Source organism: Caballeronia calidae, from assembly GCF_900044055.2.
Taxonomy (GTDB): Bacteria; Pseudomonadota; Gammaproteobacteria; order Burkholderiales; family Burkholderiaceae; genus Caballeronia; species Caballeronia calidae.
The window spans coordinates 1-14,725 of sequence record NZ_FCOX02000108.1; the positions used below are offsets into that span (position 1 = coordinate 1).

Consider the following 14,725-nt stretch of genomic DNA (forward strand, 5'->3'; position numbering starts at 1 on the left):
GCGCTGGGCATCCCGACGTCGATGTTCACGTGCATCTTCGCGATGGCGCGTACGGTCGGCTGGATCGCGCAGTGGAACGAGATGATTGCGGATCCCGAGCAGAAGATCGGTCGTCCGCGTCAGTTGTTCATTGGGGAGGCAAAAAGGACGGTGGTTTGAGTATCGTCTTTTCGGCGGTTGCTTGGCGGCTTGGCGCCCAAGCAACCGGTCGCCGGACGGCGGCTGGGCCAAGGCTTCGGTGAGATGCGTTTGCCTGAGCAGCCGCGTTCTTGCAATGCGACGCTGGCGCTCGAAGCGAGTTTAGTGACATGGCTAGGTCTCGCTTGACGGAGCGGCTTGCAGCTTGCTACCGGTTGAAAACCCGACATCTGTAAATAGCCAGAACGCGACATTAGGATATAGCCGCTACAAACCAATGCTGCCGCTAAGTTCAAATGTCGGGGTTCCAGCTAAATACAAATGTCGCGTTTTGCACGGATGTTTGGCTTCTTTGTGTTCAGGTTGTGGGGTTGGGGCGGCGCAGCCGCCCCCCGTTCCCGCATTGCGTTTGCGCTGACTTCGAGAATCGCTTCGTTCATGTCGGCGATGCTCAGTGCGCGTTGCTTCTTCAGTCCTTCAAGCGCCTTCTTGGCCCGAACCTGTTCACCGCGATGCGTGCGTGAAGGTGCATCACACGCACGACGATCGTCTCGTTTGGCTTGCAGCAATCGTGCGGCTTCGAGTGCATGCGCCAAGCGCTTGTTCTCGACTTCCGCGCCCTGATCAATCCGCGCAATACGGTCGTAAGTGCCGCAGGAAAGCACCTCGCCGCCCGCCTGAACCTCAATGCAGCCACTCGGATACTCGACCACTTCGACTTGCTGGTGAATCAGCAGGCGGTTGGCCGACGTGTCTTCCAGCAAATACATCACCCGGTCGTATTGCACCGTCAGCGCGTGCGTGACCTTGCGCCAGACGCGATGCGCCAAAGACTGGCGCAGATCGTCATCGTCACGCAGCGGTCGATGCGCATCATGAGCGCTTCTGGGCGGGCGACCAAAGCGGCGATTGAAATCGGCGATGAAGGAGGGCGCATAAGCATTGGCCGCCTCCCACGTGTTGATGCCCCGTAGCCGAAGCTCCTTGACTAGCCGGTCCTGTAAGGTCAGATTGGCGCGTTCCACTCGTCCCTTAGCCTGACTGGTGTTGGCACAGAACGCGTCGATGTTCAGCTCGTACAAGGCCCGCCCGAACTGCGTCACGCCTTTGCCCGCCGTGCTCGAGCGGTTCTTGACGTAGAAGACGCCGGCTTTGTCGCTGTAGAACGCCACCGGCTTGCCGTGGGTCGTCAGATACTTCGAGAGCGCCTCGAAATAACTAAAGGTCGACTCGGTCGCCGTGAAGTGCAGCGTCATCAGCCGCCCGGTGGCATCGTCGATGAACACCAGCAGCGTGCATTGCGGTGCACGGTCTTCGAACCACCGATGCTCGCTGCCATCGATCTGGATCAACTCGCCCAGACACGCGCGGCGATTGCGCGGCTGATGAATCCGAGGCGGGCGCTGTTTGCGCGGCACCCAGAGTCCCGCGGCCGTCATCAGCGAACGCACGGTCTCGACCGCCAGATTGATGCCGTGACACTCCCGTAACTTCTCGCCTGCAAGCGTCGGACCAAAATCGGCATAGCGCTCGCGGATCAACGCGATCGCCCGCTGGGCCACGCCTTCAGGCAGCCGGTGATGACCCGCGCACCCGCGCTTGCCCGAGACGAGACCGCGTGCACCGTCAGCGCTATAGCGCAACACCAGGCGCTCGATCTGCCGCACACTCACGCCCAGCCGCTCAGCCGCACGCCCTGGCTTGAGCCGTCGCTCGGTCACGGCCTGAATCACTCTGAGCCGATCCAGTTCGCGCATCGACATCGTGATGGTCCCAGTGACGTTCATCGCCCGCGCTCCTGAAACGCTTGTCTGGCAATGAACCTACGTCAAAATGCGACATTTGAATCTGGCAGAAACGCGACATTTGAATCTAGGACCTACAACCAAAAGTTCGCTAATTTATGTTATGTCAACTTAACCATTCGCGTCCCCTCCAAAACAGAGCCTTTCAACCGCCGCCCGTCCCGTTCGAGAACTCACAAAAAATCGCCAATATGAAGGCTGCGGGCACGTCCTTCGTCGGTCATTGCATCAAGACATCACCGGCGCGCCTGCGGCAATCTCAAAGCCAGTGAGGCGAAGACGCCGATTTGTTCTGCCATCGCGGATGGCAGAACCCAGACGACCACGCTCACCACCGATGTCGAAGCAACCACGGAGCAACACTGGCCGCGTCGCATCCGCATCCGAGGCATGAAACATAGGTTGGACTACGAATAAATACAGCGCCAATGCTGCGCCAGCCCAACCCTGTCCCAGCCATCAAAGCACCCCAACGCTCAACGCCCCCGCCCAACCCAAAACCAGCTCCTCAAAAATTTTTCGCCCGAAAGCTCGCACAACGCGAAACTTTCCCCTATAATTCGCGGCTTCCGTAGGCTCGTAGCTCAGCTGGTTAGAGCACCACCTTGACATGGTGGGGGTCGTTGGTTCGAGTCCAATCGAGCCTACCAACGCATTCCTTCAAACGCACCGTCGCGATTTTCATCGCCTCGGTGCGTTTTCATTCGTGCGCAGGATTCACATCGGATGCGCGTCAGTCCCAGCAATTCCGGAACGCCACCGCGACGATCACCGGCACGGTCAGCACGAGCGGAATCGCGAAGTACGGCACTTCCATATGGACGATCCACGTGTAGATCAGCCACGCGACGCCGAGCGCCAGCGTGGCGATGCCGATGAGCGCCGTCAGCACGTTGAGCGTGCGAGGCGACATGCGCTTGCGAGAGGTTTCTTTGCTCGAAGGAGTTTCCATGGCGGCGGGCGCATTCGAGCGCGAGACAGGTACGCTTCGATTTTATACCCCCGGACCCGCCGCCGTACTGCCCGCGCCCCATTCGCCGTCCCGAAGCGCGCTCAGATATGAAAGAGTTGCGCCACCAGCGCCGCGCCCAGAAACGTCCCCGCGTTCGCCACGAACGACACCAGCACGATACGCCAGCCAAGCCTTCTGAACGCCGGAATGTCCTTGGCGATCGAGAGTCCGGCGAAGGTCAGCATCGGCGTCGTCACGCCGAGGAAGTCGTTCTGCGCGCTGATCGTCGCGATCTACGCGCCCCACGGGCACCACGGCGACGTCAAGAACATCGCGACGATCGACACCCAGCACACCGCCGGAATCTTGCGGCCGGTCGCCTGCGCGATCGCGTCGCCGACGATCGTCGCCAGCACCATGATCGCCATGCCGGGCAATCCTTGCAGCGGCGTCGTGCCGTGCGTGATCCAGTCGGCGACGAGCGCCATCACCGCCGTCACGCCCCACGCGAGCATCTTGCCGCCATAGCCGAGATGCGGCGCCTCGGTTTTCACATCGCCCAGTTTCGGCGCCGATGAAACCGCCTCGCGCGTGCTCGATGCCTTCGTCGTGCGCCCGATCAGCGGCTCCAGCAGACGATAGCCCCACACGGCCATCGGCAGCGAGATGAAGAGCGTGAAGTACGTGCCGATGGTCGTCGTGATGAGATTGCTCGCCGCCGCGAAGGTCAGCACCGATTTCGCCGTCTCCGGGTCCTGCTGCGCCGCGATCGCGCCCGAGGCCGCCGCCATCATGCTGCCAGAGCCGACGCCCGAGCCCATCGCGAGCGCGAGCGGATGAAAGATATGCAAGCTCGCGACGAAGCCCGCGAAGATCGCGATGAACACCGCGCCGAACACCGTGCCCGTCAGATATTCGGCGAGCACGCCGCGTCCTTCCGCCGAATCCATGCCGTATTTCTCGCCGATGATCGCAAGGCTCGGCTCGCGCCCGACCGAAAACGTCGCGCCGATCGCCTCGCGCTTGATGCCCAGCAGCAGCGCGAGCGGCAACCCGAGCAGAATCGTGCCGACGAAGTGGCCAAGCTCCTGGAACGCGAGCGCCCAGCCCGCCGCGGCGAGTTTCGGCAGCGCGCTGCCTACCATCAGGCCGAGCTTCGAGACGAACAGCAGCAGCGCCGGCTGAAGAATCGCGGCCGCATAGAACTGGCTGCGCACGTCGAGCCGCGCCGGGCTTTTCCAGCGCTCCGAGACGAGCCCGAGCGCGGCGCCGAGCAGGAGCGCCCAGATCATCGGCAGCAGGACGACCTTGCCCGGGCCGATCCTGAACGTGAACGACCCGATGAACTCCGCGATCAACAGAATGACCGCCGCATAGAAAAAGAGCTTCGCGGTTCTCAAGGCACTTCCTTCCGCGCGATCCGCGCTCAACGTGCTTTCCATTCTCTTCTCCCCTGATTGCCCGCGCGATGCCTCACGGCGACGCGCGGGCGCTGTGGTCATAGATAGCCGAACGTCGTTGCCGGCTCCTTCGCCGTTTCGACCCAGACGCTCTTGGTCTGCGTGTATTCGTAAAGCGCCTCGACGCCGCTCGACCGTCCGTAGCCGGACAGGCCATAGCCGCCGAACGGCGACGCGACGTTGATCGTCTTGTAGCCGTTGACCCAGAACGTGCCCGCGTCGACCTGGCTCGCGACGCGATGCGAGCGCGCAACGTCGTTGGTCCACACGGCGCCCGCGAGCCCGAACTCGGTGTCGTTGGCGATCGCGATGGCGTCCTCTTCAGTATCGAACGGAATGGCCGCGACCACCGGGCCGAATATTTCCGTGCGCGCCACGTCCATGTCGTTGGTGACGTTCGCGAGGACCGTCGGCGGGACGAAGTAGCCCGCGTCCGAGCGCTCCGCCGTGCCCGCCGCGAGCGTCGCGCCGGCCGCGACGCCCTTGCCGATCATCGACATCACGTGATCGTATTGCTTCAGATTGTTGATCGGGCCGACTTCGGTGGCATCGTCGAGCGGTGCGCCGACCCTGATCTTCTTCGCGCCCGCCGCGACCATCGCGACGAATTCATCGTAGACGGAGCGCTGCACCAGCAAACGCGAGCCCGCGACGCAGCTTTGCCCCGCGCCCGCGAAAATCGCGGCTTGCGCGGTCAATGCGGCGCGCTTCAGATCCGCATCGGCGAAGATGATGTTGGCCGACTTGCCGCCCAGCTCAAGCACGCACGGCAGCACACGCTTCGCCGCGCTTTCGGCGATGCGCGCGCCCGTCGCGGGCGAGCCGACGAACACCACCTTCTTCACCGCCTTGTGCGCGATGGCCGATTGCGCGACCGTCTGCCCGAGCCCCGCGAGCACGTTGATGAGGCCCTTCGGCGCACCGCCGCGCTCGGCCAGCAAGCCGATCACGAGCGACGTGAACGGCGTCAGCTCCGAAGGCTTCAGCAGCACGGCGTTGCCCATCGAAATCGCGGGCGCGACCTGCCAGCCGCACGTGAAGACCGGCGCGTTCCACGGCGTGATCTGCAGCACGGTGCCGGTGGGCTCGCGGCGCGTGTAGTTCAGATGCGAGGTCGGCACGGGGATGACATCGCCATAAAACTTGTCGGCCCAGCCGCCGTAATACTCGAACATCTCGGCGACCTTCGCCACTTCGCCGCGGCAATCGCGAATCGGCTTGCCCGAGCCGAGCGATTCCAGCCGCGCGATCTGTTCCGCTTCCTTGCGGATCTCGCGCGCGATCTCGAACATCACGCGGCCGCGCGCCGCATGCGTGAGCGCCCACCATTGCTTTTGTGCGCGCGTAGCCGCGGCCGCCGCCTGTTCGACGACCGCCGCACCGCCGTCCTTGTACGCGAGGCTCGGCTTGCCGGTGGCGGCGTCGTAGAGCTGGATGGTGTCGCCCGCGCCTTCGATCAGTTCGCCGCCGACATACGAGCCGATGGTTTTCGCATTCGGGAAGAAATGGCCGAAGGCGGCGAGAAGCTGTTCTGCTGCGTTGTGTTCCATGTCCGGATGTTCCCCTTACTTCGATTCAGTGAACTGCACGATGCGATTGAAATCCTCCGCATCGCCGATGCTCGCCTCGCTCGCCGCCCACAGGCGCCCCGCTTCCTTCGCGATCGGCGCGTTCTCGTGGACGCTGTCAAGCAATGCCATCGCGAGGCGCACGTCCTTGCGCATGAGCTTCATCGTGAAGCCGGAGTCGAACTTGCCGTTGAAGATCCACGTCGGATAGTTGGTGAGCGTCGCGCTGTTGCGCCCGGAGCCGCCGTTGAGCGCTTCGACGAGCTTCTCCGGATCGACGCCCGATGCCTTCGCCGCGCGCACCGCCTCGCTTGCCGCGAGCAGATGCACGCCCGTCAGCATGTTGTTGATGATCTTCGTCACGTGCCCCGCGCCGACCGGCCCGACGTGCACGCGCTTCGCGCTGATCGCGGCGAGGATCGGCTCGACAGCGGCGACATCGGCGTCCGAGCCGCCGAGGACCATCGTCATCGTGGCGGTCGCCGCGCCTTTCGGGCCGCCGCTCACGGGACCGTCGACGAAACCGATGCCGCATTCGGCGAGCGCGGCGGCAACCTTCTTCGTGCTATTGGGATCGGCGGTCGTCGTATCGACAACGATCAGCCCGCGCCTGCCGCTCGACGCCACGCCGCCTTGGCCCAACACCACTTCCTCGACGATCGCGGAAGTCGGCAGCGACAGGATCAGCACATCGACTTCGCCCGCGATCGCCGCGATAGACGCCCGCGCCTCGATGCCGTCCGCCTGCAGCGCCTCGGCGACGCCCGGCGCCGCGTCGAAGCCGAGCACGCGATAGCCGCCGCGTTTCGCGCAACGCGCCATGCCTCGCCCCATGTTTCCAAGACCGATCACACCCACCGTCTTCATCAGCGAACTCTCCTGTTCGTGCGCGCCGCGCGTTTTTGCATTGCTGTCATATTCGACCGGTGAAGCCGTACAATCAATCAACGCCAATATTGGATGTGTTCTAATTTTTAGAACGCTCGACACCGCCATGACGGACAAGCTCACCGACAGCCGCATCGTCTATTTCTTCGAGGCCGTGCGCTGCGGCACCATTCGCGCGGCGGCCGATTACCTCAACGTCGCGCCATCGGCGGTGAGCCGGCAGATCGGCCTGCTGGAGCAGGAACTGGATGCGGCGCTCGTCGAACGGCACGCGCGCGGCGTGAAGCCGACCGAGGCCGGGCAATGCGTGATCGAATACTTTCGCGAGCAGCTCGCGCATCGCGACGACTTGCTTTCACGTCTGCAGGAATTGCGCGGTCTGCGCACGGGCCAGGTGAACATCGTGCTCGGCGAGGGCTTCGTGTCCGATCTGCTCTCGGGGCCGATGCAGCAGTTCTGCAAGCAGTACACGGGCATCAAGGTCAATCTCGATCTCGGCGGCACCAATGACGTGATCCGCAAGATTTCCGAGGACGAAGGCGAGATCGGTCTCGTCTACAACCCGCCGCAGGAGCCGAAGCTCGTGTCGCGCGCGATCAAGCGTCAACCGATGATGGCGATCGTCGGCGCGAGCTTTCCGCGCAAGGAGCGCAAGTCGATGACGGTTCAGGAGCTCGCGCACTATCCGCTCGCGGTGACGCACGCCTCATACGGCACGCGGCAGATGTTGCAGGCGGTCGAATATGCGGAGAAGCTGCGTCTCGATCCCGTGGTCACGACGAACTCCATCGCCATACTCAAGCAGTTCGTGAAGTCGGGGCTCGGCATCACGGTGCTGCCCGCGTTCGCGGTGACGAGCGAGATCGAAGCAGGCGATCTCTTCGCGATCGACATCAATCACCCGATTCTCGCCGATGCCGAAGCGCATCTCGTCACGCGCGCGGGACGCCGGCTGTCGGTGGCATCGAACAAGATGCTGCAACTCATGACCGCGCAGATGCGGGCGTTCCGCTAGTCCGCTAACATCGTGTCGGCACACAAACAAGGAGGACACGGCATGATCGACGATACCGACAAGAAGCACCTCATCCGCTGCATCGAACTCGCGCAGGAAGCGCTCGACGACGGCGACGAGCCCTTCGGCTCGATGCTCGTCGCGAAGGACGGGCGCGTGCTGTTCGAAGACCGCAATCGCGTGAGCGGCGGCGATCATACGCGGCATCCTGAGTTCGCGATCGCGAAATGGGCCGCGGAGAACGTGCCCGAGTCCGAGCGCAAGGACGCGGTCGTGTACACGTCCGGCGAGCATTGCCCGATGTGTTCGGCGGCGCATGCATGGGTCGGCCTGGGACGCATCGTGTATGCGGCGTCGACGGAGCAGTTCACGCGCTGGCGTTCGGAGCTCGGCGCGAAGCCGGGACGCGTGCGTCCGCTGGCCATACAAGATGTGATAGACGATACAGTGGTCGATGGCCCTGTCGAGGAGTTCGCCGAACGCGTGAAAGCGCTGCACGTTGCGCACTATCGCAAGGCGAGCGCTCAATAGTGGATCGACATGGGAAGGCCGGCGGCATCGGTCTCGATCGCATCGGGAAGACGGAACGCTCGCCCTGTCGCGATGCGGCGCGCGGTCCATAGCACGGCGAAGGCGTCGAGCACGTCGTCGCGTGAGGCTTGCGCGGGCTTGCGTGCGTCTAGCGCTATGTCGATCGCGCTGCCGAAACACTGCACGAGCAACGCGTGACGCAATGCGAATCCCGGCGCATGCGCCTTGCTTTCGCGCAGGCCGTGCGCAGGGCCGCCCTGCTCCATCCGCAGATGCATGAAGCTCAACTCGGGATGCACTTCGAACACGCGCGCTGCTGCACCTGCGCGCGTGCGCAGCATGTCATCGACTTGCGCGATCTTGTTTCGGATGTGGAAGGCTTGAATCGAAATCCGCTTTCCCGATTCGGCTCGATTGATCTCGCAAGCCTCGCTGTACGTTGATGCCGCGAGCGCCGCGCGAACCGGCGGGGAAAAGACCGAGCTTCCGCGCGGACGCCCGAGCAGTTTGCGTGCGAGCGCATCGCAGGCGCGCGCGCCGTTTGCCGCGAGACCGATCGGGATATCGACCGCGATAATGGCATCCGCGCGTTCCCTGTCGAGCAGTTCATCGAAGCGGCTGACGACGCTCGTCGTGATGTCCCCCGTGCGCGCGCACTGCCTGACGGCAAACCAGCCGCCCTTGCAGCCATCGACGCCCAGTAGATCGGCATGGGCAGTGAGTTCATCGTTCATGCGGCGATCGTATCAACGATCGCCGCATCACGCGTCCCCTTCCCTCACCGACGACGCATGCCGGCACAATGCCGTGACCTCCATCGACATATAAGGAAACAAGGGCAGGCGGCTCAACACGTCATGCAGATGCGCGGGGCTTTCGACATCGAAGATGCTCACGTTCGCATAGCGGCCCGCTACGCGCCACAGATGCCGCCATACGCCGTCGCGCTGTAGCTGCTGCGCCATCGCCTTCTCTTGCGCCTTGAGTTCGTCGGCGCGCGCGGGCGCCATATCGTGCGGCAGATCGACCGTCATTTCGACGTGAAACAGCATATTCGCTCCAGATGTTGTTCGATGCTCCACCGTCGCCGGCGGAGCCATGACGCATGATCCTCAGACCGCCGCGCGCACGCGCTCCACTTCCGTGCCCGGCACATCATTGCGTTCGCTGCAAAGCGTGAAGTCGAAATCGATGAGCGCGAAGCGCCCTTCCACGCCATAGGGCTTGCCTTCCGCGCCTTCCGCTTTCTTCACTTCGGGCACGAGTCCGTCGCGCGTGGCGAAAGCGAAGTCGTCCCACAGATACGGGTCGCCGTCGATATTGATCTGCGTCGTCAGCTTGCGATAACCGGGCGCCGACACGAAGAAATGAATATGCGCGGGACGATGTCCATGACGGCCGAGCTGATCGAGCAATTGCTGCGTCTTGCCGCCCGGCGGCACGCTATAGCCCACCGGCACGACGCTCGTGAACGCATAGTTCCCTTCGCTATCGGTGCGGATCGAGCGGCGCAGATTGAATGCCGACTGCGACTTGTCGAAGTACGAGTAATTGCCGAGATGATTCGCGTGCCACACTTCGACGAGCGCATTCGCGAGCGGCGTGCCGTCCTCCGTCAGCACGCGGCCGCGCATCACGAGCGTTTCGCCGGGGCTCGTGCCGTCGTCGAGGCGCGCATGCCCCACGGATTCCGGTGCGCCCGCCACATAGAGCGGTCCCTCGATCGTGCGCGGCGTACCGCCATCGAGACCGGCCTTCGCTTCCTTTTCGTCGAGACGCGCATCGAGAAAATGTTCGAAGCCGAGGCCCGCCGCGATCAAACCGAACTCGCCGTTCTGGCCCGTTTCGCCGAGATAGTTCAGCGCGGCCCAGAATTCGCCCGGGGTCACGTCGAGGTCTTCGATCGTGTAGAAGAGATCGCGCACGATGCGGTTCACGATCGTCTTCGTGCGCGCATTGCCTTCGCTCGTGGCGCTCTCGTTGATCTTTTGCAGCAGCGCGTCGATGGTTTCTCGGTTCATTTCGATGTCTCCGTGAGTCGGTATGTGTGGGGGTTGCGTGTATCAGTTCATTGCGATGCTTGCGCCGCGTTTCGAATCCCGGCGCAGGCGCTCGATGCGCTCCCAGTCGAGCGTGATGCCGAGTCCCGGCCCTTGCGGCAAGTGAAGCGCGAAGTTCTCGTAACGCAGGGGTTCGGTGAGAATGTCCTGGGTGAGCAGAAGCGGCCCGAACAGCTCCGTGCCCCAGCGCAATGCGCCGAACGTGCTGAATAACTGCGCCGATGCGATGGTGCCGATCGCGCCTTCGAGCATCGTGCCGCCATAAAGGTCGATGTTCGCGGCCCGCGCGATCGATGCGACGCTCGCCGCGCCCGTCAATCCGCCCGATTGCGCGATCTTCACCGCGAAGACATGGGCCGCGCGCGTGCTCGCGAGCGCGAAAGCATCGGCGGGGCCGTGAAGCGCTTCGTCGGCCATGATGGGCACGTGCGCGAGATCCGTGAGGCGCTTGAGCCCTGCGTGGTCGTTCGCGGCGATGGGCTGCTCGATCAAGCCGACGCCCGCGTCCGCGAAACGCTTCGCGGCCCAAACGGTATCGCTCTCGCTCCATGCCTGGTTCACATCGACACGCACTTCGCCGCGATCGCCTAGCGCCTTCTTGATGGCGATCACATGCTTCACGTCATCGGCGACGGCGCGCGTGCCGATCTTCAGCTTGAACACGCGATGCCTGCGTCGATCGAGCATCTCTTCGGCTTCGTCGATATCGCGTCCCGTCTCGCCGCTCGCGAGCGTCCACGCAACGTCGACGCGATCGGTCACGCGCCCGCCGAAAAGCTCCGACAGCGGCACGTTGAGGCGCTGCGCGTGCGCGTCGAAGAGCGCGGTCTCGAGCGCGCATTTCGCGAAGCGATTGCCTTGAAAGAGGTCGCGCACCCTGGCCATGGCGGCGCCCGGGCGGCTTGCGTCCATGCCCTTCAATAAGGGCGCGAAATACGTGTCGATGTTGGTCTTGATGCTTTCAGGACTTTCCTCGCCATAAGCAAGTCCGCCGATGGTCGTGCCTTCGCCGCATCCGACGATGCCGTCGGCGCACGTCACGCGCACGATCACGAGCGTCTGGCAGTTCATGGTGGCGACCGACAGGCGGTGCGGGCGAATGGTCGGCACATCGACGAGCATCGTTTCGATCTTTTCGATGCCGATGAAAGGGAATGACACGACAGCGTCTCCGGTTCGTTGGTTCTGCAACGACGTTAAATGAGGCGCTTATATCGGTCAAATCAATCATATATGGCGATCTGCATCCATAAGATTGATTTAAGGAAACGGCAGTGCAAGCGAAAAAGCCCGGCGGGGAATCATCCCGGCCGGGTTCAAGCACGCCCTCGGAAATACTTAGAAGTTATGCCGTATGCCGAGCGTCACGGACAATTGGCGATCGCTGTTCGAATTGGGCAGGTTGGGAATCTGCGCGTAATTCGCCGGGCCGCCCGTTGCGGGATCGATGCCGAGTCCCGCACCCACCGCCTTCTGCATGATCGCGACGCCATACAGCGCGGTGCGCTTGGACAACGCGTAGTTCGCGCCGAGGTTCACCTGATGAAAGCGCGTCGATGAACCGCCATCCGGCTTCGCATCGTTATAGATGTAGGCGAGCCCCAGTTGCAGGAACGGCGTGGCCGCATACGTCAGGTTCACTTCACCGATATCGAACGCGATGTTGCGGCCTTGCGGATTCGCGCTGTCGGCGAAGTACAGGCTATGCTCCAGACGGCTATGCGTATAAGTCAGCGCGATGGTCGCAGGCCCGATCACATACGATGCGCCCGCGCCATAAGCCTTCAACGCTTCTGCATTCTGCAACTGGCAAAAGAGCGCCGACGGATTGGAGCACGCGAAATCGCCGATATAGCCGTTTGCGCCGCCCAAAGCCGCATCGAGCGGATTGCGCAGGTTCAGATAGCCCGCACTGATGGAGACCGGCAAGCGCGTATAAGCGGCGGCAACCGAATAGCCGCGCCTTTGCGCGAAATCGCCCGCCACACCGCCGAGACTATACGTGCCGCCGAGCGAGAAGCCGTTCCAGTCCGGGCTCGTGTACTTGATCGCGTTGTTGAAGTTGAACGCTTCGTTCAGATTGTCCACGTCGCCGATGTGCGAGCCGTAGAGCGTCGCCCACGAATTGCTCGACACGTAGACGCCGAGGAAATCCGAATACGAATCGTATTGGCGCCCGAACGACAGCGTGCCGAATTGCTCTTGCGCGAGGCCGACCCACGCCTGACGATTGAACAGCGCTCCGCCCTGAACAAAGCCTCCGCTACCCGTATAGAAGCTGTTCTCCACGTTGAATTTCGCTTGCAGGCCACCGCCCAGGTCTTCCACGCCGAGCAGGCCGAAGCGCGAAGGCACGAGGTTGCCGCCCGAGAACGCGAAGTTATGCCCCGAACTCACGCTGCCATCCGCGTTGGTGATTTGCTGATTGCTCGTGTAGGTCAGCCCGGCGTCGACGGTGCCGTACAGTGTCACCATGCTTTGCGCCGATGCGCTCGCGCATACCGCGAGCGCCGCCGTCGACATCAGCTGACGCGCGATCGTTCTAGTTATCATGCGAGCGTCCTCACGCGTAGTTGATCAACACCGACTTGGTTTCGGTGTACATGTCGATCACCGCGCGTCCGAGCTCGCGCCCGAAGCCCGATTGCTTGAATCCGCCGAAGGGCATCGCGTTGTCGAGCAGCGAGTGGCAGTTCACCCACACCGTGCCCGCCTTGATGCGCGGCACGAGCTTATGGATCGCGGAAAGATTATTCGACCAGATGCTCGCGCCGAGTCCATACGGCGTGTCGTTCGCCTTGGCGACCACGCTGTCGATATCGCTGAACGGCATCGCGACGAGCACGGGGCCGAAGATTTCCTCGCGCACGACCTTCATCGAATGATCGGTATCGACGAGCACGGTCGGCTTCACGAAGAAGCCCGCGCCTTCCTTGCGCGCACCGCCCGCGATCGCGCGGGCGCCTTCGTCGCGGCCCGCTTCGATATAACCGAGCACGCGGTCCATCTGTCTCGCGGAGACGAGCGGCCCGATCTGCGTCGATGCATCGAGGCCCGGCCCCATCGGCAAGGATTGCGCAATTGCGGCGACGCGCTCCATCACACGGTCGAAGACTTTATCGTGCACATAGACGCGCGAGCCCGCCGTGCAAACCTGACCCGAGTTGAAGAAGATCGCATTCGCGACGCCTTCCGCTGCCTTGTCGATATCGACATCGGGCAGCACGATCACCGGCGACTTGCCGCCCAGCTCCAGCGACATGCGCGTCATGTTGTCGAGCGCCGCATGACCGATCGCCTTGCCGGTCGGCGTCGAACCCGTGAAGGCAATCTTGTCGATGCCGGGATGACGCGCGAGCGCCGCGCCCGCCGTGCGGCCGAGGCCCGTGACGACATTGACGACGCCCTTCTCGATGCCCGCCTCTTCGATCAGCATCGCGAGACGCAATGCGGAGAGCGGCGTATCTTCGGCGGGCTTGAGCACGACGGTGCAGCCCGTGGCGAGCGCGGGCGCGAGCTTCCACGAAGCCATCAGCAGCGGAAAATTCCACGGGATGATCGCGCCGACGACACCGACCGCTTCCTTGCGCGTATAGCCGAAGAAATCATTCGACGGGCTATAGGGAATCGATGCCTCCAGCGTGCTGCCTTCGATCTTCGTCGCCCAGCCCGCCATATAGCGGAAGCATTGCGCGGCCATCGAGACATCGAGGCCCTGCGCGACCGTCACGGGCTTGCCGTTGTCGAGGGACTCGATTTCCGCGAGCTCGCGCGCATTCGCTTCGATCAGATCGGCGACGCGCAACAGCAGACGCTCGCGATCGGTCGGCTTCATGCGCGACCACGCGGAATCGTCGAATGCGCGGCGTGCGGCGAGCACCGCGCGATCCACATCGCTTTCATCGGCGCTCGGCACGCGTGCGAGCAGTTCGCCATCGGCGGGATTGATCACGTCGAGCGTCGCGCCGCTTGCGCTTTGAACCCATGCGCCGTCGATCAACATCTTCTTCGCCGACGCGAGAAACGCGCGCGTCGAATCGAGCATCGCGAGATGCTGGCTGTCATTCATTGTGGTGTCTCCTAGTCTCACTGTGTCATAAATTTAACCTGATCTCCCAGCAACACGGACAGCGAGGAAGCTTGCTGGTGATCGCGTGGGCGATGAGTAGTCGCAACGTCGAAATGGAGTCAGGCACGTGTCGCTGGACTCGCCGGGCTGCCGCGAGGGATGTACTGACTGGTGCATCAAATAGTGCTCTTTTTTCTCAGGCAGCGTAACGGACGTGTCTTTCCTTAAAGAGATTGCGA

At 63.0% G+C, this 14,725-nt stretch carries 13 protein-coding genes, 1 tRNA gene and 1 pseudogene; 4 read left to right on the forward strand and 11 right to left on the reverse strand.

From position 1 onward, the window contains the following. On the forward strand, positions 1-159 hold a 159-nt coding region (locus tag AWB78_RS44450), incomplete at its 5' end, for a citrate/2-methylcitrate synthase (protein WP_332460143.1). A 290-nt stretch (positions 160-449) separates the two neighbouring features. Here the strand turns inward: AWB78_RS44450 and AWB78_RS39055 are convergent. Then, entirely contained in the window at positions 450-1,925 is a 1,476-nt protein-coding gene (locus tag AWB78_RS39055; RefSeq protein ID WP_062612158.1) for an ISNCY family transposase, read from the reverse strand. Positions 1,926-2,516: 591 nt separating this feature from the next. Here AWB78_RS39055 and AWB78_RS39060 point away from each other — a divergent pair. Beyond that, positions 2,517-2,593, forward strand: a tRNA-Val gene (locus AWB78_RS39060). 83 nt (positions 2,594-2,676) lie between these two features. Here the strand turns inward: AWB78_RS39060 and AWB78_RS39065 are convergent. From AWB78_RS39065 to AWB78_RS39080, 4 genes and pseudogenes are all read right to left on the reverse strand, one after another. Beyond that, positions 2,677-2,895 (reverse strand): hypothetical protein, encoded by a 219-nt coding sequence (locus AWB78_RS39065; protein ID WP_062612160.1) that lies wholly within the window; start codon positions 2,893-2,895, stop codon positions 2,677-2,679. Between the two features lie 101 nt (positions 2,896-2,996). Further along, a pseudogene (locus tag AWB78_RS39070) lies at positions 2,997-4,337 on the reverse strand (DUF3100 domain-containing protein). A gap of 56 nt (positions 4,338-4,393) precedes the next feature. Then, a complete protein-coding gene (locus AWB78_RS39075) occupies positions 4,394-5,905 on the reverse strand; it encodes an aldehyde dehydrogenase family protein (protein WP_062612162.1) in 1,512 nt (503 codons plus the stop codon). Positions 5,906-5,920: 15 nt separating this feature from the next. Further along, on the reverse strand, positions 5,921-6,790 hold the full coding sequence (locus tag AWB78_RS39080) for an NAD(P)-dependent oxidoreductase (RefSeq protein WP_062612176.1): 870 nt from the start codon (positions 6,788-6,790) through the stop codon (positions 5,921-5,923). Positions 6,791-6,917: 127 nt separating this feature from the next. Between AWB78_RS39080 and AWB78_RS39085 the strand changes: the two genes are divergently transcribed. Next, positions 6,918-7,826 (forward strand): LysR family transcriptional regulator, encoded by a 909-nt coding sequence (locus AWB78_RS39085; RefSeq protein ID WP_062612164.1) that lies wholly within the window; start codon positions 6,918-6,920, stop codon positions 7,824-7,826. A 42-nt stretch (positions 7,827-7,868) separates the two neighbouring features. Beyond that, positions 7,869-8,357: a nucleoside deaminase gene (locus tag AWB78_RS39090; RefSeq protein ID WP_062612166.1), complete on the forward strand. Its 489-nt coding sequence runs from the start codon at positions 7,869-7,871 to the stop codon at positions 8,355-8,357. Here the strand turns inward: AWB78_RS39090 and AWB78_RS39095 are convergent. The 6 genes from AWB78_RS39095 to AWB78_RS39120 all read right to left on the reverse strand — a co-directional run bounded on the left by AWB78_RS39095 (position 8,351) and on the right by AWB78_RS39120 (position 14,486). Further along, positions 8,351-9,091: a DUF429 domain-containing protein gene (locus AWB78_RS39095; RefSeq protein ID WP_062612168.1), complete on the reverse strand. Its 741-nt coding sequence runs from the start codon at positions 9,089-9,091 to the stop codon at positions 8,351-8,353. The two genes, AWB78_RS39090 and AWB78_RS39095, sit on opposite strands and share 7 nt — an antisense overlap. A 27-nt stretch (positions 9,092-9,118) precedes the next feature. Beyond that, positions 9,119-9,409 carry a muconolactone Delta-isomerase gene (gene catC / locus AWB78_RS39100; RefSeq protein WP_062612170.1) on the reverse strand — a complete coding sequence of 97 codons (291 nt, stop codon included), beginning with the start codon at positions 9,407-9,409 and terminating at the stop codon, positions 9,119-9,121. 60 nt (positions 9,410-9,469) lie between these two features. After that, on the reverse strand, positions 9,470-10,378 hold the full coding sequence (gene catA / locus AWB78_RS39105) for a catechol 1,2-dioxygenase (protein ID WP_062612172.1): 909 nt from the start codon (positions 10,376-10,378) through the stop codon (positions 9,470-9,472). 42 nt (positions 10,379-10,420) lie between these two features. Beyond that, a complete protein-coding gene (locus tag AWB78_RS39110) occupies positions 10,421-11,578 on the reverse strand; it encodes a muconate/chloromuconate family cycloisomerase (RefSeq protein WP_269768970.1) in 1,158 nt (385 codons plus the stop codon). 177 nt (positions 11,579-11,755) lie between these two features. Further along, the gene (locus tag AWB78_RS39115; RefSeq protein ID WP_198399440.1) at positions 11,756-12,970 is read right to left on the reverse strand and encodes a porin; all 1,215 of its coding nucleotides are present in this window, start codon (positions 12,968-12,970) and stop codon (positions 11,756-11,758) included. A 10-nt stretch (positions 12,971-12,980) separates the two neighbouring features. Then, positions 12,981-14,486, reverse strand: coding sequence for an aldehyde dehydrogenase family protein (locus AWB78_RS39120; protein WP_062612174.1), 1,506 nt, complete (start codon positions 14,484-14,486; stop codon positions 12,981-12,983). Positions 14,487-14,725: the final 239 nt, after the last annotated feature.